The sequence below is a fragment of the Pantoea sp. RIT413 genome, assembly GCF_003057675.2.
Lineage (GTDB): Bacteria > Pseudomonadota > Gammaproteobacteria > Enterobacterales > Enterobacteriaceae > Pantoea > Pantoea eucrina.
In genome coordinates this window covers 129,096-148,500 of sequence record NZ_QBJB02000005.1, presented here as the reverse complement: position 1 = coordinate 148,500, position 19,405 = coordinate 129,096, and the positions used below count along the sequence as shown (strand labels likewise).

Here is a 19,405-nt window from a genome sequence, read left to right as displayed (position 1 = left end):
CGACTGCGAAATTGTTCTCTGAGTCTGATAGACTCAACAGATTCACACTTAAGATTAGACGGCAGGTCGATGAACGTATCTACTCAGGTTGCAGAACAACGTAAAGCGCTGGAACAGGCTGTCGCCCAGGCGCTGGAACTCGCTAAAGCTCACACCGATGGTGCGGAAGTTGCGGTGACAAAAACCACCGGCATCGGCGTCAGCACGCGCTATGGTGAAGTGGAAAACGTCGAATTCAACAGCGACGGTGCGCTTGGTATCACCGTCTATCATCAAAACCGCAAAGGCAGCGCCTCATCGACCGATCTCAGTCCCGATGCCATAAAAAGCACCGTGCAGGCAGCGATCGACATTGCGCGCTACACCTCACCCGATCCTTACGCTGCACCGGCAGAGCGTGAACTGCTGGCGTTTGATGCACCCGATCTTGATCTCTACCATCCGTGGGAGATCGACGCCGATCGCGCCATCGAGCTGGCCGCGCGTGCTGAACAGGCGTCGCTGCAGGCGGACAAGCGCATTACCAATACGGAAGGTGGCAGCTTCAACAGCCACGTTGGCATCAAAGTGTTTGGTAACAGTCACGGCATGCTGCAGAGCTACTGCTCCAGCCGCCACTCGCTGTCGAGCTGTGTCATTGCCGAGCAGGATGGCGATATGGAGCGTGACTACGCCTATACTATCGGCCGCTCGATAGACGATCTGCAGAGCGCAGAGTGGGTCGGTAACGAGTGTGCCCGCCGCGTGCTGGCCCGCCTTGCCCCGCGCAAGCTGCCAACCATGAAAGCACCGGTGCTGTTTGCACCTGAGGTCGCCACCGGATTGTTTGGTCATCTGGTTGGTATGATCAGCGGCAGCAGCGTCTATCGCAAATCGACGTTTCTGCTCGACTCGCTGGGCCAGCAGATCCTGCCCTCATGGCTGACGATTCAGGAGCAGCCGCATCTGCTGAAAGGACTCGCCTCGACGCCGTTTGACAGTGAAGGCGTGCGAACCGAAGCGCGCGATATTATCAAAGAGGGTGTGCTGCAGAACTGGCTGCTGACCAGCTATTCAGCGCGCAAGCTTGGCCTGCAGAGCACCGGCCACGCGGGCGGCATACATAACTGGCGCATTGCCGGTCAGGGCCACAGCTTTGATGACCTCGTTAAACAGATGGGACGCGGCCTGATTGTCACTGAACTGATGGGTCAGAGCGTCAGCGCCATGACCGGCGACTACTCGCGCGGCGCGGCGGGCTTCTGGGTTGAAAACGGCGAAATTCAGTATCCTGTGAGCGAAGTCACAATTGCAGGAAACCTTAAAGAGATGTGGCGCAATATGGTTACGGTCGGTAACGACATTGAAACCCGCAGCAATATACAATGCGGATCGGTGCTGCTGCCGGAGATGAAAATCGCCGGACAATAACGACATCGCTTCCAGAAAGCAGCCGGCAAGGCTGCTTTTTTTTTGCCCGATAATAATTAAAAGGAACACGTCATGCGTAAGCATTTAATTGCAATGTTGTCTCTGTCGTTACTGTTCTCTTCTGCCAGCGTGCTGGCGGCAGATCTTGAACAGGATATGGATACGCTGAAAGAGAACCTGAGCGTAGTGAAGAAAACGGATGACGCGCAGGAGATGCATACTGCGCTCGGTAAAATGCGCCAGGCCGCGCAGGATGCCAAAAATTCCACGCCGGACAAGCTGGAAGGGCAGCCGGCGGATAGCGCACAGATCAAAGATTATCACGCCGGTCTTGACGCACTGATTGCGCAGATTGACGTGGTCGACAAGCTCGCTCAGGCCAGCAAGCTGGATGAGGCAAAAGCCGAAGCGAAAAAACTGGAAGATATCCGCAATACCAACCATAAGAAATTCCGCTGATACTCGGGGCCAGCCTGCGTGCTGGCCCGCTTTACCGATCCTCCCCTGCACACTCCTCTGCAAATATATAACTTTCCCGCACGCCTGATGCATGCCAGCCGCTGGCATGCGCGATATGTGCTGTCTGCGATTTGACGCACCGCGCGTTGCCACATTTCCGTTTCAGGGTGGAAAAAGTGCGTCTCCACACGGCCGGACGGAACGCGTAGTTTGTTTTTTAACGCGAATTATCTGCCGTAAACAGGAGTAGAAGGGTGAGGAGTGATGCTGTCCCGCTGAACGCAGAAGCCGTTCAGGCGCTGGCGGATCGCATATTAAGTCAAATCGCGATCCTCTATACCGCGCACCAGATTAGCCCCACACCGGTGCAGCAGCAGATGCTGAATTCGCACGTTCAGGCGATGGCCAGCCGCTCGCTAAGCGGCGAGGCGCTGCCGGAGGTAGAAGCGGAGCTGTTTGATGATATTCCGCCTGACAGCCTGCAGCTGGCGCAACAGATCGTCGATCTGTTCGGCAATCTGCCGGTGGAAGAGGCCTGGCTGCTCTCGGTGCATATTGAAGTGGCGAAAAGTAACGACGCATAAACAGAGAGGAAGTGAACATGGTGACAGTAGTGATTGGCGATCGTCTGGGTAAAGGCCAGAAAGTGGCTGCCGGCATTGAAAAAGCGGGTGGACGCGCGGTGGTGGTGCCGGGCGTGGCAGCCGATATGAAGCTGGGTGATGTGATGAAAGCGGAAAACGCTGATTTCGGCATCTCTTTCTGCGGCAGCGGCGGCGCGGGTGCTATCACCGCGCAGAACAAATATGGCTACCGGGCGAAACATGGCATGCGCTCGGTAGACGAGGGCGTAACGGCGATCAACGAAGGGGCAACCGTGCTGGGCTTTGGTTTTATGGACAAAGAGGAGCTGGGCGAACGGCTGGTGCAGGCCTGGAACAAGAAGCACGGCAGCTGACGTATGAAACAGCACTATGAGACGCAGGTTATCGTGCAGGGGAAAGGCGATACCAAAGCAAAAGCCTTTGCCGATGCGCTCAGCAGCGTGCAGCAGCAGGTATTGCGCAACAGCCAGAAGCTGCTGCTGCGCATTGAGCCGCTGGATGTGCGGGTGCTGCACGCCAGGGTGCGTACCCGGCGGGAAAAATTTCTGTTTTTTTTCCTGGCGCGCGAGCGGCATCACTACAGCGTTGAACTGGAAATCAGCGTCAGCGTCACCGTTATCGATATGGAAAGCGTGACATTTACGGCGACACCCTGAACGCGCTGGTCTGGTCGTTATCCCGCCAGGAGAGCGGGCTTACCCGGCCCAACAATGACAATAAAGGGTACAACACTATGTTTCTCATCATTTTGTTTAAGTCGTTAATTATCGGCGGGCTGGTCGGCGTCGGAGTGGGAGCCGGCGCAGCGCGCATGTTCCACGCACCGGTCACACAGGGCATGGGTGCATTTCGTACCCTGGGCGAGCTTAACTCGTGTGAAGGCGACCCCGCTTCCCATTTCTCTTTTGGTCTCGGCTTCTTTTTTAACGCCTGGGCGTCCTCTGTGGCGGCTGGCTCCTTCACGCAGGATGTGGATCACCGCATTCTGCCGAACTGGGGTGCTGCGGCGCTGATGGTCAAAAATCGCAATGTGGCAGAGACGCTGCATAACCCGAAGCGTATGGCGATAGCGTGCGGCATCATCGGCATGATCGTCGTGGCTTTTCTGAACAGCACCGCCTCAGCCGTACCGGCTGCGCTGCAGGTGACGGCAGTCAAAGTGCTGGTGCCGGCGGCTAACCTGCTGGTAAACACCGTCATGCCGGTCATTTTCTGGCTGGCAGCCATCGACGCCGGCAAAAAATCGGGCTTCTGGGCCACCATCTTTGGCGGCCTGGCGCAGCTGATTATGGGTAATGCCGTACCGGGGCTGGTGCTGGGGATCCTGATTGGGAAAGGGGTAGAGGAGAGCGGCTGGAACCGGGTGACGAAAGTCATGATGGCGGCGATTGTGCTGCTGTTTGTACTGAGCGGCTTCTTCCGCGGGTTCGATATGAAACTGCTGCAATCTTTCCAGCTCGGCGTCCCTGGCTGGCTTGACATGATCCACAACAGCCTGAGCGGCAAATAAGGAGCCATCCATGAACGAACATGAAAATCGCGGCTTCTGGTATGCCGACTGGTCCTTCCCGATTTTTGTCGGTCTGCTCTCATCCGGCGTATTTGCCGGTACGCATATGTACTACCTCTACGGAATCGGCGCCTTTAACGAAGTGGCGTTTGTGTCGATGCTGCGCGCCGGCATGGAGACCGGCGTCTATGGCGCGGTCGCCGCGTTTGGCGCCAGCTTTCTGTTTGCCCGCATCATTGAAGGCTCGCTGGTCGGTATTCTGGATATCGGCGGTGCGATCCAGACCGGCGTCGGGCTGGGCGTGCCGGCGCTGCTGCTGGGCGCAGGCATTGTGTTTCCGGTCGCGAACTTTGCGGCTTCGCTGGTAACCGGTCTGGTGATCGGGGTGGCGATTGGTTACGTCATTATTCTGGCGCGCAAATTTACCATCAACCAGAGCGATTCCACCTATGGCGCCGATGTGATGATGGGCGCAGGCAACGCCTCCGGACGCTTTCTCGGCCCGCTGATTATCCTGTCGGCGATGGCAGCCTCCATTCCCATTGGCCTGGGCTCGCTCGCTGGCGCTCTGCTGTTTTACCTGTGGAACAAGCCGATTACCGGCGGCGCAATTCTGGGTGCCATGGTGCTGGGCGCGATGTTCCCGATTTCGCTGTAACAGGGCGGGCGCCATGAATGGCGGATGTAGGGGGCGCATTTATGCGCCCCTGGCCGCAAACGAGCTTACCTGTGGAACAAGCCGATTAACGGCGGTGCAATTCCGGGTGCCATGGTGCCGGGTGCGATGTTCCCGATTTCGCTGTAACAGGGCGGGCGCCATGAATGGCGACCCTGGGGTAAGGATGTAGGGGGCGCATTCATGCGCCTCTGGCCGCAAACGCAGTAAGGAGTAACCATGTTTGATCTGATTCTGCGCCGCGCACGACTGTGCGATGAGCAGCTGGTGGATATCGCTCTTCGCGACGGCAAAATCGCCGTCGTCGGCAACGTCACGGGCAGCGCGCAGCAGGAGCGCGATCTGGCCGGGCGCTGGTACGTCAGCGCAGGCTGGATAGACAGCCACGTACACTGCTATGCAAAATCGCCTGTCTACCACGATGAAGCGGACGCTGTCGGCGTTGCGCAGGGCGTCACCACCGTGGTGGATGCCGGCAGCACCGGCGCCGACCAGATTGATGACTTCCGGCAGCTGACGCGCCACGCCACCACCGACGTCAGGGCGCTGCTCAACGTTGCCCGCACCGGGATAGTCACCCAGAACGAACTGGCGGACATGCGTCAGATTGATGAAGCAGCGGTGGTGCAGGCGGTCACGCGCCATCCCGGTTTCATTGTTGGTCTGAAAGCGCGCATGAGCAGCAGCGTGGTCGGGGAAAACGGCATTGCACCGCTGATCCGCGCCAAAGCGATCCAGCACGCTGCCGGCGATCTGCCGCTCATGGTACATATCGGTAACGATCCGCCGGCGCTGGAGGAGATCGCTGAGCTGCTGACCGCCGGCGATATCATTACCCACTGCTTTAACGGCAAACCTAACCGCATTCTCTCCGCGCAGGGTGAGCTGAAAGCGGCGGTCAGTCAGGCGCTGGCGCGCGGCGTCACGCTCGATATCGGGCACGGCAGCGCCAGCTTCAGCTTTGCGGTGGCGCGACAGGCGATCGCCCGCGGCATTCTGCCCGATACCATCAGCTCCGATATCTACTGTCGCAACCGCCTGCACGGGCCGGTACACAGCCTCGCGCACGTGATGTCTAAGTTTCTTGCGCTGGGCATGACGCTGCCGCAGGTGATCGCCTGCGTGACAACCCAGGCAGCAGCGGCGCTGCGCCTCAGCGGCAAAGGCGATCTGACGCCGGGCAGCGATGCCGATCTGACTATTTTCAGTGTGAATCAGGAGACCCGTCCATTTACCGATGCAGAGGGCGAACAGGTGGCGGGAGAGCACCATTTTTTGCCGGTGGCTGTGACAGTGGCAGGCCAGTGGCATCTGACCGAAGAGGGAAAGCGTCATCATGTCTTCAGTTTATGAAAAATATCACCTGAAACAGGTGATCAACGCGTCAGGCCGTATGACTATTCTGGGCGTCTCGACGCCGGCACCGGAGGTGGTGGAAAGCGTCAGCTATGGCCTGAACCACTACTTTGAAATGAAAGATCTGGTGAACCATACCGGTGACTACATTGCCGGACTGCTGCAGGCAGAAAGCGCCGTCGTGGTCTCCTGCGCCTCGGCGGGTATCGCTCAGTGTGTGGCCGGGGTCATTGTGAAAGATAACGCCTGGCTGCTGGATAACCTGCACGCGGCGCCGCTCACGGTTCCGCATGAGATCGTCGTGCCTAAAGGGCACAACGTGAACTACGGCGCGCCGGTCGGCACCATGGTCGCGCTGGGCGGTGGCCGGCTGGTGGAAGCGGGCTACAGCAACGAGTGTTCCGCCGCGCAGCTGGCAGCGGCGATCACGCCGGCTACGGCAGCGCTGCTCTACGTAAAATCGCACCATTGCGTGCAAAAAAGCCACCTCAGCGTGGCGCAGGCGGCAGAAGTCGCGCAGCAGCATGGCATCCCGCTGATTGTGGATGCGGCGGCAGAAGAAGACCTGCGCTGCTACTACCAGATGGGTGCTGACCTGGTGATCTACAGCGGTGCCAAGGCGATAGAGGGTCCCTCCAGCGGACTGGTGGTAGGGCGCAGCCGCTGTGTCGAATGGGTAAAACGGCAGAGCAACGGCATCGGTCGTGCGATGAAAGTGGGCAAAGAGGGGATCCTGGGCCTGACGCAGGCCATTGAGCGCTACCTGTCGCAGCCAAAAACCAGCGGCAGCGAGATGGTTCAGCACATGACGCCATTTATCGACCAGCTTAACCAGCTGCCGGGCGTCACCGCGCGGGTGGTATGGGACAGCGCCGGGCGCGATATTGCGCGTACAGAGATCCATTTCGATGAAGCGCTGACCGGCTGGGCAACCGGCGATCTCGTCCAGGCGCTGAAAAACGGCGACATCGCTATCTATTTTCGCGGCTATAAGGCAAACGAAAGCATTATCGAAGCCGACGTGCGCAGCGTTACTGCCGCGCAGCTGCAGACTATCTTCAGCCGTATTGACGCGCTGCTGGCAGAAAGGAACAACGCATGAAGCTGACCCCCGATTTTTATCAGGATCGTCTCTGTCTCAACGTACTGGCGGGCTCAAAGCAGAACGCACGCGACATCTGGCTGGCAGCAGAAGGGCATGTGCTGGTTGGCGTGCTGTCAAAAAATTATGCCAGCCACGACGCGGCGCTGGCTGACATGTGCGATTACGCCGCGCTGATTGATAACGCGCTCTCTATCGGTCTCGGGGCCGGCGATCCGCGTCAGTCTGCTATGGTGAGCGAACTGGCAGCGGTGCTGCAGCCGCAGCATGTCAATCAGGTGTTTACCGGAGTCGCGACCAGCCGTGCGCTGCTGGGACAGTCGCAGACGGTGGTAAATGGTCTGGTCTCCCCCAGCGGGACGCCAGGGAAAGTGAAGATCTCAACCGGTCCGCTAAGCTCGCAGGCGGCGGAAGCGATTGTGCCGATCGACAGCGCCATCGCCATGCTGCAGGACATGGGCGGCAGCTCGGTAAAATTTTTTCCGATGGGCGGTCTGAGCGCGGTGGCGGAGTATCGCGCGGTCGCAGAGGCGTGCGCCCGGCGCGATTTCTGGCTGGAGCCCACCGGCGGTATCGATCTGCATAATTTTGCGGAGATCGTGCAGATCGCGCTGGAGGCGGGCGTCAGTAAAGTGATCCCGCACGTTTACAGCTCAATTATCGACAGCGCAAGCGGTGAGACGCGCATTGACGATGTGCGCCAGCTTCTGGCAACGTGCAAGGCACTGCTGCAATAACTTCGTTACGGGTGAGGCTTTGTGAGATTTCCTAATCAGCGTCTGGCGCAGCTGTTTGCCGCACTGCAGCATGAAACGCTGCCGCAGGATGAGCTGGCACGGCGTTTCTCGGTCTCTACGCGCACGGTGCGCACCGACATTGCGGCGCTGAACGCGCTGCTGGAGCAGCACGGCGCACAGTTTGTGCTGGCGCGCGGCGCCGGCTATCAGCTGCAGGTGGCCGACGCGGCACGCTTTGATTCGCTGCAGCAGCAAAGCAGCGCGCCGCTGCGGGTGCCGCGCACCTCGCAGGAGCGGGTTCGCTATCTGCTCAGCCGCTTTCTTACTGCGGCCTGGTCACTGCGGCTGGAAGATCTCTCGGAAGAGTGGTTTGTCAGTCGCGCCACGCTGCAGGGGGATATGGCAGAGGTGCGGGAGTGGCTGGGGCGCTATCATCTGCATATCGAAACTAAACCGCGCTACGGCATGAAGCTGTTTGGCAGCGAGACGGCTATCCGCACCTGCCTTACCGATCTGCTGTGGCAGATCGACCAGGAGACGCCCGACAGCCCGCTGCTGAGTATTGAAGTACTGCGCAGTGATATGCTGACGCAGCTGCAGCCGCTGCTGCAGCACTGCCTCAGCCGTTACGCTATTCGTCTCAGCGATGAGGGCGAGCGCTACCTGCTGATCTACTGCGCGGTAGCAGTACGCCGCATCAGCGAAGGCTTTCCGCTCAGCGATCCGGGCGCAGAAGAAGTAGGCGAAGAGGTGCGTGAGGCGGCGCACGCGCTGGTGCATCAGCTGCGACCGCTTACCGGCAAAGCCTTATCGCGGGCGGAAGAGAACTGGCTGCGCGTCAATATCGCCGCGCGTCAGATCCAGGCGCTGGAGCCAAGCACCATCAATGCAGATGACGCTGACGCGCTGGTGAGCTGGCTGCTGAGTTATATCAATACGCATTATGCCTACCAGCTGCAGCACGACGAGCAGCTGCGCGCCGATCTGCTTACCCATATCAAATCGATGATCACCCGGGTGCGCTATCAGATCCATATTCCCAATCCGCTGCTGAGCAACATCAAACAGCACTATCCGCTGGCGTGGGATGTGACGCTGGCCGCCGTCAGCAGCTGGAGCAAATATACCCCTTATACGCTGAGCGAAAATGAGATTGGCTTTCTGGTGCTGCATATTGGCGTGGGGCTGGAGCGGCACTATGACGTTGGCTATCAGCGCCACCCGCGCGTACTGCTGGTGTGCGATAGCGGAACCTCAACGCTGCGGATGATTGAGGCGCTGCTGCTGCGCAAATATCCGCAGCTGGTGGTCACCGCCCGGCTGACACAGCGCGACTACGCGCTGCGGGAGCGGATTGAAGAAGATTTTGTTATCTCTACGGTGCGGCTGCATGAAAAGAACCGGCCGGTGGTAGTGATGTCGCCCTTTCCGACCGGCTTTCAGCTGGAGCAGCTCGGCAAGCTGGTGCTGGTGGACCGCACCCGGCCGTGGATGCTGGAAAAATATTTCTCCGCGCAGCATTTTATGGTGCTGGATCAGCCGCTGACGCAGCAGGCGCTCTTTCAGCTGCTGTGCGATCGCCTGCAGGAGCAGGGCTTTGTTGCAGCAGACTTTTATCCATCCGTGGTTGAGCGTGAAGCGATTGTCAGCACGCTGCTCGGGGATGGCATTGCGTTGCCGCACGCGCTCGGCCTGCTGGCGCAGAAAACCGCGGTCTATACCGTTATTGCGCCGCATGGCGTCAGCTGGGGTGATGAGACCGCCTGCGTGATCTTTCTGCTGGCTATCAGCAAACGTGAATATGAAGAGGCGATGGCGCTCTACGATCTGTTTGTCACCTTTTTGCGCGAACGTGCCATGCCGCGCCTGCGGGAGTGCCGTGACTTTGACCATTTTAAAACCGTGGCGATAGAGTGTCTGGGCCGCCCCTGACTAGGCCTGATTGCGCTTAGCCAGCAGCTTCGGGATTTCACGCAGGCACCAGGCTTTGGCTTCACCCATGCTGTCGCGACGCCAGGCCATAATAATATCCACTTCCCGCGTATACTCAGCGCTGACCACGCGCAGCCGGCCCTCGGCAATATCTTTCTCTACCATCGGATAAGGCATGGTGGCAACGCCCAGTCCCGCCAGCAGCGCCCGCCGCTTGTCATCCATGCTGCTGACCGTAAGACGCTGCTGCTTATCCAGCAGCTGTACCGTCAGCACCGGACGTTCACGCGCCGTGTCAGCGACGGCAATGCCGCGATATTTCACACGCGTGACTTCCGAAAGCGGCTCTGCCTCCTGATGAATAGGGTGGTCAGGACTGGCGACATAGACGCTCATAATGGTGTAAAGCTTGCGGGTATTGATTTCGCTGGAGGCGCGGAAGTGCAGGTCAGGTGCGATGACGATATCCGCCCGGCCCTGCTCCAGACGTTCCCACGCGCCCGCCAGCACTTCAGTGATCAGAGATATCTGCGTGTTGGCTTTTTCTGACAGCTTGCTGACCAGCGGAAACAGCAGGTCGGTGGGGATGAGTGCCTCCGCTACGATAGTCAGCTGCGTTTCCCAGCCGCGCGCCAGCGCTTCTGCGTCGGTGGTGAGCTTGTCTGCGGCCTCGAGCAGGACGCGACCGCGCTCCAGCAGCATCCGGCCAACGTTAGTGAATTTGGTGCGATGACCGGAGCGATCGAACAGCACCACATCCAGCTCCTCTTCCAGCTTCTGCATGGTATAGCTCAGCGCAGAGGGAACGCGACCCAGCTCATCTGCCGCGGCGGCAAAGCTGCCGCGCCGGTCAATCGCATCCATCACCCGTAACGCTTCTAACGTTAATGCACGCTCTTTAGCCATACTGATTCTCTGTCAGTAAATTTGAATATGCCAGGCAGATTAACTGGCTAACATTCCGCCGTCCAGCCTTTTACCATAAACCGATTAAGCCTGCAGTGAGCGTCTCCTGCAGTGCACCGGAGGTATAGCATGATGACAACCCGCTGCGCGTCCGCATGTGGCCAGGCTGATTTTGGCTGGTTGCAGGCGCGCTATAGCTTCTCTTTTGGCCACTATTTTGATCCCAAACTGATGGGATACGCCGCGCTGCGCGTGCTGAACCAGGAGGTGCTGGCGCCGGGTGCCGCTTTTCAGCCCCGCACCTATCCGCAGGTTGATGTGTTGAATCTGGTGCTGCAGGGCGAGGCGGAGTATCGCGACAGCGAGGGACAGCGCCTGACCGTACGGGCAGGTGAGGCGATGCTGCTGTCTGCGCGGCAGGGCGTAAGCTACAGCGAGATAAACCTCAGCAAAGATCGGCCGCTGACGCGCCTGCAGCTCTGGCTGAGCGCCTGTCCGGAGCGGGAAAACCCGCTGCAGCAGCGGATGACGCTCAATGGCGCATCGCCGCTGCTGCTGGCCTCGCCTGACGGGGCAGACCAGAGTTTGCAGCTGCGTCAGGATGCGAGAGTGTATCAGGTGACGTTAGCGCCGGGAGAGGAGCAGATTGTGCAGCTGCGCGGCGCGCGCGCGTATCTGCAGTCGATTCACGGCACGCTGGATGTGCGCAGCAGCAGCACGAATCAGCAGCGGCTGCAGTGCGGCGACGGTGCGTTTATTCGTGATGAGCAGCAGCTTATTCTGCAGGCAGAGACGCCGCTGCGTGCGCTGGTGATCGATTTACCGGCATAAAAAAGGGCGGCCAGCGCCGCCCTCACAGTAAGAATGAAGATTATTTCAGAATGGTAAAGGCGGTTGTCACGTGCTTCACGCCGCTGACCCGGCTGGCAATATCTGCCGCCGCCGTGGCTTCTTCCTGCGTGACCAGTCCCAGCAGGAAGACTTCCCCGTTTTCCGTCGTCACTTTCACGTTAGACGATTTGACCTGATCGCTGCCCAGCAGCTGCGAGCGGATCTTGGTCGTGATCCAGGTATCGGAAGAAGAGGTGCCAAGGCTGACCTTCTCTCCGGTGCGGATCTCATTGTAGACCTCTGTTGCGCCGTCGACGCCCATAGCGATCTGTTTGGCACGGCTGGCGAGATCGGCAGACGGTGCCTGACCGGTCAGCAGCACTTTGCCCTGGTAAGCGGTAACAATGACCCGCGCCTGCTTCTTAATCTGTTCATCTTTTGCCAGCGCGTTAGAGACGCGCAGCTCCAGCGTACCGTCATCAACCTGCGTACCCACGGTGCGGGGGTCAGTGGCGGTTTTGGTGGCAACAGCGGCACCGCCGGCAACCACTGCCACGCAGCCCTGCAGCAGCATGGCCGTTAACAGCAGGGCGATAGCGTTCAATGCTTTCATGTAAGCTCCTTCAGTCATTCCTGGTGGGGAAAGAGGGTGTTATCGATCAAGTCGCACAGGCAGTTCAGCGTCAGCATATGCATCTCCTGAATGCGCGCACTGTGATGAGAGGGAATGCGGATTTCCACGTCGTGAGGGCCGAGCAGGCCAGCCAGCTCGCCGCCGTCGTGTCCGGTCAGCGCGACAATAGTCATATCGCGCGTCACTGCCGCCTCAACCGCTTTAACGATGTCACGGGTATTACCCCGGGTTGAGATCGCCAGCAGCACATCACCCGCCTGACCCAGCGCCCGTACCTGTTTGGCGTAGATCTCATCATGCAGCCGATCGTTGCCGATGGCGGTGAGCATAACGTTATCTGCGCTCAGCGCCAGCGCCGGCAGGCTGGGACGCTCGGTTTCAAACCGGTTAATCATGCTGGCCGCAAAGTGCTGCGCATTGGCCGCTGAGGCACCGTTACCGCAGCTGAGAATTTTATGACCATTCAGCAGCGACTGCACCAGCGTCATCGCGGCGCGGGAGATCGCATCCGGCAGCGCTTCGGCTGCGGCAATCTGCGTCTGAATACTTTCAGTAAAACACGCTTTAATTCTGTCCTGCACAAGACCACCTGGTTCTATTCATCGGCATTAAAAGCAGCGGGCAGCCACGTCAGTTCGCGCCCGGTAATGGCAATGATGTCAAAACGGCAATTGACCGTCTCAAAACTGCCGCCGCGCGTCAGCAGCCAGAGCGCCGCTGCCCGCAGCAGCTTCTGCTGTTTCTGACGCGTCACGCTGGCGGCTGCTCCGCCGTAGCGCGCATCGCGCCGGTAGCGCACTTCTACAAATACCCAGCAGTCGGCTTCGCGCATAATCAGGTCAAGTTCACCTCCGCGAAAGCGGACGTTACTGGCGACCCACTTCAGCCCGGCGCGCTCCAGATAGTGACGCGCCTGCTGTTCATGCTCCGCGCCGATACGCTGGCGGTTTACTGTACCGGAACGACCTGTCCCTGGCGATACTGGTTCCATGCCAGCTTCCTGTTGATGACACAATCCGTGTCGGCGCTCAGCTTACCGGTGTTGCCATCAATGGCAAAGCCGGCTACCTGCCGCATTTGGTTAAACTGCGTTGCCAGCGTCCAGGCATCGATGCCCATCGCGTAGAGGCGCACCAGCGAATAGTCGTTGTTAAACGTCTTCGCTGCCTGCTGCATCAGGCCAGGGTTAGCGCCGGAGAGCAGCGGAATATCGCTGTACTGCAGGCCTTCCATCTCCAGCCGGAAATCGGGACCGGCGCCCGCCTGCGCGCTGCGCGAGCTGGCATAAAGCGCCGTGCTGTTGCGGCTGCTGGTGCGCATGGCGATCATCGGTTTGATCAGCTGCAGCTCATTCTGGCTGGCGACGATGTAAACGGCGTCCACGCTACCGCCACTGCTGTCAGCCGCCGGTGCCGGGGTGCTACTCTGCGGCGCCGGGATCGTCAGGCCTGCAATGGCCACGCTTTGCGGCTGCTCCATTTGTACCGTCAGCGGCGTGCCGCTCAGCGCAATACCGGCTCCGCTGTTAATGCCCTGTTTCAGCTCGGCCACGCCACCAAAGCGCTGCTGCAGCACCGTGGCACCACCCAGCTGCTGCCACTCTTCTGCAAACGCTTTTCCGACCCGGTCGCCATAACTGCTGCGCGGCAGCAGCAGCAGCGGCTGGCGCTTGCCCTGCTCATAGATATGGTGCGCTGCATCACGCGCTTCGTCTTCAGGAGAAAGCGCAAAATAGCAGATATTCGGATGGTTCTGGATCTGTTCCGGCTCGTTTAGCGCCAGTACGTTGAGCGGGGTCTGGCTGTTTGCTACTTCTTCCACATGATTTTTCAGCAGAGGGCCAACGACCAGCGTGGCGCCATCCTGCTGCGCCTGCTGCATGACCTGAGCGATCGGCTGGCTGCTGGTATCGTACACTTTAATCTGTGCGCTGCTGGCGGCTGGCTGAGAGGCTGGTGCAGCAGGCTGCTGCTGCGTGTTCTCCTGCGCAGGCATGCTGGCGGCCGCCGGGCTAACCACGCTGTTGGCCGCTCCGCTATCCGCTGTCGCGTCCGGCGCAGGCTGGGCAGTGGCGCTTTCCGGCGCGCTGCTCTGTGCCGGGGCAGCCGCGCTCAGCACGCCATTTTTTGCATCGTTAAAGCCTTTCTGAATCGCATTCGCAAACACCTGCGCCTGACCGTTCAGCGGCAGCAGCAGGGCGATGGTGCTGGTGGAAGCCTGGCTGAAGTTTTTGACCTGGCTGAGCTGCGCTGGCAGCGTTTTTGCCGCCGGGTTTTGCGGGTAGCGCGTCTGCCAGTCGCTAATGGCCGCCTTCAGCATCTGCGGATCCTGGCTGTTAGCGTGCCAGGTATTGAGCAGATCGAGCCAGCCCTGCAGGGTATTTTCATCGGCATTGATGACAACGCTGTTAAGCTGGTCCTGCGTCAGCTGGGTCAGCGCCTGCCAGGTCGCGTCGATGTTACTCTGGTGTTCGTCACCTTTTAAGAGCGGTTCCTGCGCGATATAGGCGCGCAGCAGCGCCAGCGATGGCCGGTTCTGCGCCGCGGCGATCTGCAGTGCGTAGTAGCGTACCTGCTGATCGGAAGAGAGATCGGCTACCTTAATCGGGCTGAGCTGCTGCTGAGCGCCGCTGTAATTCTGCTGCGCAATCTGCAGCTGCGCGCGCAGCAGCTGCAGCTCCTGCTGCTGCACATCAGAGAGCTGCTGCGGCAGCTGGCCAAGCTGCGTTTGTGCCTGAGGATACTTTCCTTCCTTCAACAGGGCACGGATGGCAAGTAATTGCCAGTCGGTCTTGCTATCATCGCTGCTTTGCTGTGCCTGCTGCAGATAATAGTCAGAGCGTCCGGTTGCGGGCCCCTGAATATTGACGTTAGAGGTTTGCTGCGGACCCTGACCGCTACAGGCGGCCAGAATCAGCCCGGCGAGAAGAACAGGTACAAAGCGTCCTGCTTTACGACGTACGACTTTTGAAGGAAGCATACTGTATCCAGTGATGTTTTTTTCTTGATGCTCAATATTAAATCGGCAATTCGGATGAGACAATGAAACAACTCGATCGGGCAGAGATTTCTGCCAGTACGCTCTATATCGTTCCTACCCCGATCGGTAACCTGGGTGATATCACACAGCGTGCGCTGACGGTGCTGGCGAGCGTCGATCTCGTTGCAGCGGAAGATACACGTCATACCGGGCTGTTGCTACAACATTTCGCCATCAATGCGCGACTGTTCGCACTTCACGATCATAACGAACAGCAGAAAGCGGATGTGCTGCTGGCGAAGCTACAGGAGGGGCAGAGTATCGCCCTGGTCTCCGATGCCGGCACGCCGCTGATCAACGATCCGGGCTACCATCTGGTGCGTCGCTGCCGCGAGGCGGGCGTGCGCGTTGTGCCGCTGCCTGGCGCCTGTGCAGCCATTGCAGCATTAAGCGCGGCGGGATTACCGTCCGATCGATTCTGTTACGAAGGGTTTCTCCCTGCGAAAAGCAAAGGGCGCTGCGATGCACTGCGCGCGCTGAGCGAAGAGCCGCGTACGCTGGTGTTTTATGAGTCGACCCATCGACTGCTGGATACGCTGCAGGATATGGCAGCCGTATGGGGCGCAGCGCGCTATGTGGTACTGGCGCGCGAGCTGACCAAAACCTGGGAGTCGATCTATGGCGCGCCGGTGGGAGAGCTGCTTGCCTGGGTGCGGGAAGATGAGAACCGGCGCAAGGGCGAGATGGTGCTGATTGTTGAGGGACATAAGGCAGATGAGGAGGCGCTGCCAGCCGAGGCGTTGCGTACGCTGGCGCTGCTGCAGGCGGAGCTGCCGCTGAAAAAAGCCGCTGCGCTGACCGCGGAGATCCACGGCGTGAAAAAAAATGCGCTGTATAAATATGCGCTGGCGCAGCAAGAAGAGTGACAAACGTGGTCAGATCGCCTATTATCCTGCGCCGAAGCTGACCAGACAGTCGCCGCTTTGTCGTCGTCCCTTTCGGGGGAGACAGGCAGAGGGGAGGAAAGTCCGGGCTCCACAGGGCAGGGTGCCAGGTAACGCCTGGGGGGCGCAAGCCTACGACCAGTGCAACAGAGAGCAAACCGCCGATGGCCCGGAAACGGGATCAGGTAAGGGTGAAAGGGTGCGGTAAGAGCGCACCGCGCGGCTGGCAACAGTCCGTGGCACGGTAAACTCCACCCGGAGCAAGGCCAAATAGGGGTTCACATGGTACGGCCCGTACTGAACCCGGGTAGGCTGCTTGAGCCAGTGAGCGATTGCTGGCCTAGATGAATGACTGTCCACGACAGAACCCGGCTTATCGGTCAGTTTCGACTTTTCAAATGAAAAGCCCCGCCCCGGCGGGGCTTTTTGTTTTGTGAGCCGCGAGTGCAGGTATTTCCGTTTCTCTCTGCGGCCAGGGGCGCATGGATTCAGCCAGGGACGCATGAATGCGTCCCCTACATCTAAACACCCCGGGGCGCAAGAATGCGCCCCCTGCGGTTATGCGTAGGGGCGCCATTAATGGCGCCCGTTTCGTATGCAGGTATTCGGTTCGCGGTTGTTTGCGGCCAGGGGCGCCATTAATGGCGCCCGTTTTACATCCGATTAACCGCGGCCGTGGGGTTCATCCCAGTCAAATGCCGGACCGAGTGAAATCACGCCGTTCGGGTTGATGGTTTTATGGCTGCAGTAATAATGATGGCGGATCTGCGGCAGATTCACCGTCTCTGCAATACCGGGCATCTGGTAAATATCGCGCAGAAAGCCATTCAGATTGCGATAGTCACTAATGCGGTGCCTGTCGCACTTGAAGTGAGTAACATACACCGGGTCAAAGCGTACCAGCGTGGTCCACAGGCGCAGATCGGCTTCAGTCAGGCGATCGCCGGTGAGATAGCGATGCTGTCCCAGGATCTGCTCCAGCCGCGCCAGTGAATGAAACAGGGCGGTAACGGCTTCATCGTAAGCGGCCTGAGAGGTAGCAAAACCGCTCTTATAGACGCCATTATTGACCGTATCGTAAATCCAGCCGTTAAGTTCATCGATCTTATCGCGCAGATCGGCAGGATAGTAGTCGCCGGCTCGTGCGCCCTGTGCATCAAATGCGCTGTTGAGCATGCGGATAATGTCGGCCGACTCATTGCTGACAATGGTGTGCTGCTGCTTGTCCCACAGCACCGGTACGGTCACGCGGCCGCTGTAGTGCGGATCGGCATGCAGATAGAGCTGGTAGAGAAATTCATGCTGATACAGCGTGTCGCCGGTTGCCTCCGGAAAGCTGTCATCAAACGTCCAGCCGTTCTCCAGCATCAGCGGATGAACCACGGAAACCGATATCATCTCTTCCAGCCCTTTAAGCTTGCGCATCAGCAGCGTGCGATGCGCCCACGGGCAGGCAAGTGAAACGTACAGATGGTAGCGATCGCGCTCTGCTGCAAAGCCGGACTTACCGTCAGGGCCGGCGCTGCCATCAGGCGTGATCCAGTTACGCCACGCTGACTCTGAGCGTTTGAAACGCCCTCCGGTTGACTTTGTATCGTACCAGGTATCGTGCCAGACACCCTCAATCAGCTGTCCCATATGCCCTCCATAGAAAAAAGGGGCGAGGATGATCCTCTGCCCCTGTATTCAGTATATCTGCTGTAAGCTACCTGCGCGCTTAACGGGCGGCGGCGGGCGCCATGCGCTGGCGGATCAGACGATCAATACTCCAGGCGCCTGGTCCCACCAGACCCAGAACCAGGAAACCGCCAGCAATGCTGAGGTTTTTCATAAACATCAGCTGGTTTACGCCTTCTGCAAAGTTGCTGTGAAACAGAAATGCGGTCAGCAGAGTAAAGCCTGCGGTAAACAGCGCGGTAAAGCGCGTCAGGAAACCAAACAGAATAGCCAGGCCGCCACCCAGTTCCAGCAGGATCACCAGCGGCAGCATAAAGCCCGGCACGCCCATGGCCTGCATATACTGCTCAGTGCCGGCATAAGCGGTAATTTTGCCCCAGCCGGCCGTAATAAACAGAATAGTCATCAGTACACGCGCGGCTAACAGTCCTGCATCTTCGAATTTTTTCATCATCTACTCCAGCGTAATTTTGTGGCAGGCTGAAAACCTGTCCGTTAATTTCCCGCTGCAACGCAGATAAACGTTCACCGGGCTGATGGAGAGAGATAATAATCGCGGCGCGAAAGGGTTGTAAGCAAGATAAACTGTCGAAGTTATTCAGGAATTCTGACGAAAAAAAACCGGACCTGCTGGTCCGGTTTTTTATAGAGCGGTTAGCGCCCCGGCATGGATGATTTAATCATACGCCAGGTGCTCCACAGGCCGAAGCCGCGTTTAACGAGGCGCAACAGCCGGTTAGGGCTGCGTACTGACCAGATAGCCAGCGCGCTGCTTCCTATCGCCAGATAGCGGCGACAGCTTACCAGCGTCAGCCAGCCGCGGTCATAGCGGGCTGTACTTTCCAGCCAGTCACGTCCTGCTGCGCTTAAATCGAGCCGCTGCTGCTGAACCGTATTAAGGAGTTCATGAATGCGGGCTTCGCGTTCATGGCGACTGCTCATGAGCGGTCCTCCTCCAGTAGTTTACGATCGGAATCGAGCTCTTTACGGGTATGACGCAGCAGCGTCGACTGACGCGATTTACGCAGCGTCCACAGACCGAAAATCAGCGCAAGCAAAAACAGTACGCCTGTGGTCACTCCGATCGCCATCAGCCGGTATTGCGCGTCAACCGCCCAGATGATCAACACCATCAGACTCATCAGCCCAAATGCCGTAAACAGCATGGTCAGGCCAATCATGATCAGCATCTGGATCAGATTGGCTTTCTCTTCTTCCAGCTCAACAACGGCCAGCCGGACACGCGTCTCGACCATACTGACCAGCGTAGTTACCACGCGCTGACCGATGTTAAAGACCCCTTTGCCCGGGCCGTGGCTTTGCTGAGAATCGTTCATATCAACGACGCGAAATCAGAATGCCAATCAGCACGCCCACGGCTGCGCCAACGCCAACGCCGTGCCACGGATTCTCACGCACATAGTCTTCCGCTTTCTCTGCGGCTTCACGCGTGGATTTGGCAATACGCTCACCGGAATCGCCCAGACGCTCGCGTGAACTTTCCAGTGCGCCGCGCGCTTTATGACGCAGGCGATCCAGCTCGCTGCGGGATTTGTCTGCAGAGCTGCTTAATACTTCTTCCAGGGTGTCGGCCAGATTTTTCAGTTCGGCGCGCAGATGTTCAGATGTGGTGTCTTTAGCCATGAG

Annotated in this window: 23 protein-coding genes and 1 other RNA gene; 14 read left to right on the top strand and 10 right to left on the bottom strand. The window is 58.8% G+C overall.

Going from position 1 to position 19,405, the window contains the following annotated elements:
- The first annotated feature begins 69 nt into the window (after window positions 1-69).
- From pmbA to DBY66_RS09320, 11 genes are all read left to right on the top strand, one after another.
- On the top strand, window positions 70-1,410 hold the full coding sequence (gene pmbA, locus DBY66_RS09370; RefSeq protein WP_094111026.1) for a metalloprotease PmbA: 1,341 nt from the start codon (window positions 70-72) through the stop codon (window positions 1,408-1,410).
- A gap of 72 nt (window positions 1,411-1,482) precedes the next feature.
- Window positions 1,483-1,869, top strand: a complete 387-nt coding sequence (gene cybC, locus DBY66_RS09365; protein ID WP_071669184.1) for a cytochrome b562 — start codon at window positions 1,483-1,485, stop codon at window positions 1,867-1,869.
- A gap of 254 nt (window positions 1,870-2,123) precedes the next feature.
- Entirely contained in the window at window positions 2,124-2,453 is a 330-nt protein-coding gene (locus tag DBY66_RS09360; RefSeq protein WP_039380564.1) for a glycine dehydrogenase, read from the top strand.
- A 17-nt stretch (window positions 2,454-2,470) separates the two neighbouring features.
- Window positions 2,471-2,827, top strand: coding sequence for an SFCGS family glycine-rich protein (locus DBY66_RS09355; protein ID WP_039380562.1), 357 nt, complete (start codon window positions 2,471-2,473; stop codon window positions 2,825-2,827).
- A gap of 3 nt (window positions 2,828-2,830) precedes the next feature.
- A complete protein-coding gene (locus tag DBY66_RS09350) occupies window positions 2,831-3,130 on the top strand; it encodes a DUF4312 family protein (protein WP_071669186.1) in 300 nt (99 codons plus the stop codon).
- Window positions 3,131-3,207: 77 nt separating this feature from the next.
- Complete coding sequence (locus tag DBY66_RS09345; RefSeq protein WP_071669187.1) at window positions 3,208-3,984, top strand: DUF4311 domain-containing protein; 777 nt, start codon at window positions 3,208-3,210, stop codon at window positions 3,982-3,984.
- Window positions 3,985-3,994: 10 nt separating this feature from the next.
- Window positions 3,995-4,642 (top strand): DUF4310 family protein, encoded by a 648-nt coding sequence (locus DBY66_RS09340; protein WP_039380556.1) that lies wholly within the window; start codon window positions 3,995-3,997, stop codon window positions 4,640-4,642.
- Window positions 4,643-4,879: 237 nt separating this feature from the next.
- The gene (locus tag DBY66_RS09335) at window positions 4,880-6,013 is read left to right on the top strand and encodes an amidohydrolase/deacetylase family metallohydrolase (protein WP_108569949.1); all 1,134 of its coding nucleotides are present in this window, start codon (window positions 4,880-4,882) and stop codon (window positions 6,011-6,013) included.
- Entirely contained in the window at window positions 5,997-7,118 is a 1,122-nt protein-coding gene (locus DBY66_RS09330) for a DgaE family pyridoxal phosphate-dependent ammonia lyase (RefSeq protein WP_039380551.1), read from the top strand. The genes DBY66_RS09335 and DBY66_RS09330 overlap by 17 nt, the downstream gene beginning before the upstream one ends.
- Window positions 7,115-7,855: a KDGP aldolase family protein gene (locus tag DBY66_RS09325; protein WP_108569948.1), complete on the top strand. Its 741-nt coding sequence runs from the start codon at window positions 7,115-7,117 to the stop codon at window positions 7,853-7,855. The genes DBY66_RS09330 and DBY66_RS09325 overlap by 4 nt, the downstream gene beginning before the upstream one ends.
- A gap of 21 nt (window positions 7,856-7,876) precedes the next feature.
- Window positions 7,877-9,787: a PRD domain-containing protein gene (locus tag DBY66_RS09320; protein WP_071669189.1), complete on the top strand. Its 1,911-nt coding sequence runs from the start codon at window positions 7,877-7,879 to the stop codon at window positions 9,785-9,787.
- Here the strand turns inward: DBY66_RS09320 and DBY66_RS09315 are convergent, their stop codons facing one another.
- On the bottom strand, window positions 9,788-10,693 hold the full coding sequence (locus tag DBY66_RS09315; RefSeq protein ID WP_039380543.1) for a LysR family transcriptional regulator: 906 nt from the start codon (window positions 10,691-10,693) through the stop codon (window positions 9,788-9,790).
- A 129-nt stretch (window positions 10,694-10,822) separates the two neighbouring features.
- Between DBY66_RS09315 and DBY66_RS09310 the strand changes: the two genes are divergently transcribed.
- On the top strand, window positions 10,823-11,524 hold the full coding sequence (locus DBY66_RS09310) for a pirin family protein (protein WP_108569947.1): 702 nt from the start codon (window positions 10,823-10,825) through the stop codon (window positions 11,522-11,524).
- Window positions 11,525-11,564: 40 nt separating this feature from the next.
- Here DBY66_RS09310 and dolP read toward each other — a convergent pair whose 3' ends face one another.
- From dolP to DBY66_RS09290, 4 genes are read right to left on the bottom strand one after another with little or no spacing between them, the layout of a single operon-like run.
- On the bottom strand, window positions 11,565-12,137 hold the full coding sequence (gene dolP / locus DBY66_RS09305; protein WP_108569946.1) for a division/outer membrane stress-associated lipid-binding lipoprotein: 573 nt from the start codon (window positions 12,135-12,137) through the stop codon (window positions 11,565-11,567).
- Between the two features lie 14 nt (window positions 12,138-12,151).
- Window positions 12,152-12,739, bottom strand: a complete 588-nt coding sequence (gene diaA, locus DBY66_RS09300) for a DnaA initiator-associating protein DiaA (protein ID WP_039380533.1) — start codon at window positions 12,737-12,739, stop codon at window positions 12,152-12,154.
- Window positions 12,740-12,753: 14 nt separating this feature from the next.
- The gene (locus DBY66_RS09295) at window positions 12,754-13,149 is read right to left on the bottom strand and encodes a YraN family protein (protein ID WP_108569945.1); all 396 of its coding nucleotides are present in this window, start codon (window positions 13,147-13,149) and stop codon (window positions 12,754-12,756) included.
- Complete coding sequence (locus DBY66_RS09290; RefSeq protein ID WP_104085392.1) at window positions 13,107-15,137, bottom strand: penicillin-binding protein activator; 2,031 nt, start codon at window positions 15,135-15,137, stop codon at window positions 13,107-13,109. Before DBY66_RS09290 ends, DBY66_RS09295 begins: the two co-directional genes overlap by 43 nt.
- Window positions 15,138-15,199: 62 nt before the next feature.
- Between DBY66_RS09290 and rsmI the strand changes: the two genes are divergently transcribed.
- Window positions 15,200-16,063 (top strand): 16S rRNA (cytidine(1402)-2'-O)-methyltransferase, encoded by an 864-nt coding sequence (gene rsmI / locus DBY66_RS09285; RefSeq protein ID WP_039380525.1) that lies wholly within the window; start codon window positions 15,200-15,202, stop codon window positions 16,061-16,063.
- Window positions 16,064-16,096: 33 nt separating this feature from the next.
- Window positions 16,097-16,473, top strand: an RNA gene (gene rnpB, locus DBY66_RS09280) — RNase P RNA component class A.
- Between the two features lie 271 nt (window positions 16,474-16,744).
- Here rnpB and DBY66_RS09275 read toward each other — a convergent pair.
- The 5 genes from DBY66_RS09275 to DBY66_RS09255 all read right to left on the bottom strand — a co-directional run bounded on the left by DBY66_RS09275 (window position 16,745) and on the right by DBY66_RS09255 (window position 19,402).
- Window positions 16,745-17,719: a glutathione S-transferase family protein gene (locus DBY66_RS09275; protein ID WP_104085393.1), complete on the bottom strand. Its 975-nt coding sequence runs from the start codon at window positions 17,717-17,719 to the stop codon at window positions 16,745-16,747.
- 79 nt (window positions 17,720-17,798) lie between these two features.
- On the bottom strand, window positions 17,799-18,209 hold the full coding sequence (locus DBY66_RS09270) for a DoxX family protein (protein ID WP_039380520.1): 411 nt from the start codon (window positions 18,207-18,209) through the stop codon (window positions 17,799-17,801).
- A 203-nt stretch (window positions 18,210-18,412) separates the two neighbouring features.
- Window positions 18,413-18,700: a YqjK-like family protein gene (locus DBY66_RS09265; protein WP_108569944.1), complete on the bottom strand. Its 288-nt coding sequence runs from the start codon at window positions 18,698-18,700 to the stop codon at window positions 18,413-18,415.
- Window positions 18,697-19,095, bottom strand: a complete 399-nt coding sequence (locus tag DBY66_RS09260; RefSeq protein ID WP_039380515.1) for a phage holin family protein — start codon at window positions 19,093-19,095, stop codon at window positions 18,697-18,699. The genes DBY66_RS09265 and DBY66_RS09260 overlap by 4 nt, the downstream gene beginning before the upstream one ends.
- 1 nt (window position 19,096) lies before the next feature.
- Complete coding sequence (locus DBY66_RS09255) at window positions 19,097-19,402, bottom strand: DUF883 family protein (RefSeq protein WP_039380513.1); 306 nt, start codon at window positions 19,400-19,402, stop codon at window positions 19,097-19,099.
- Window positions 19,403-19,405: the final 3 nt, after the last annotated feature.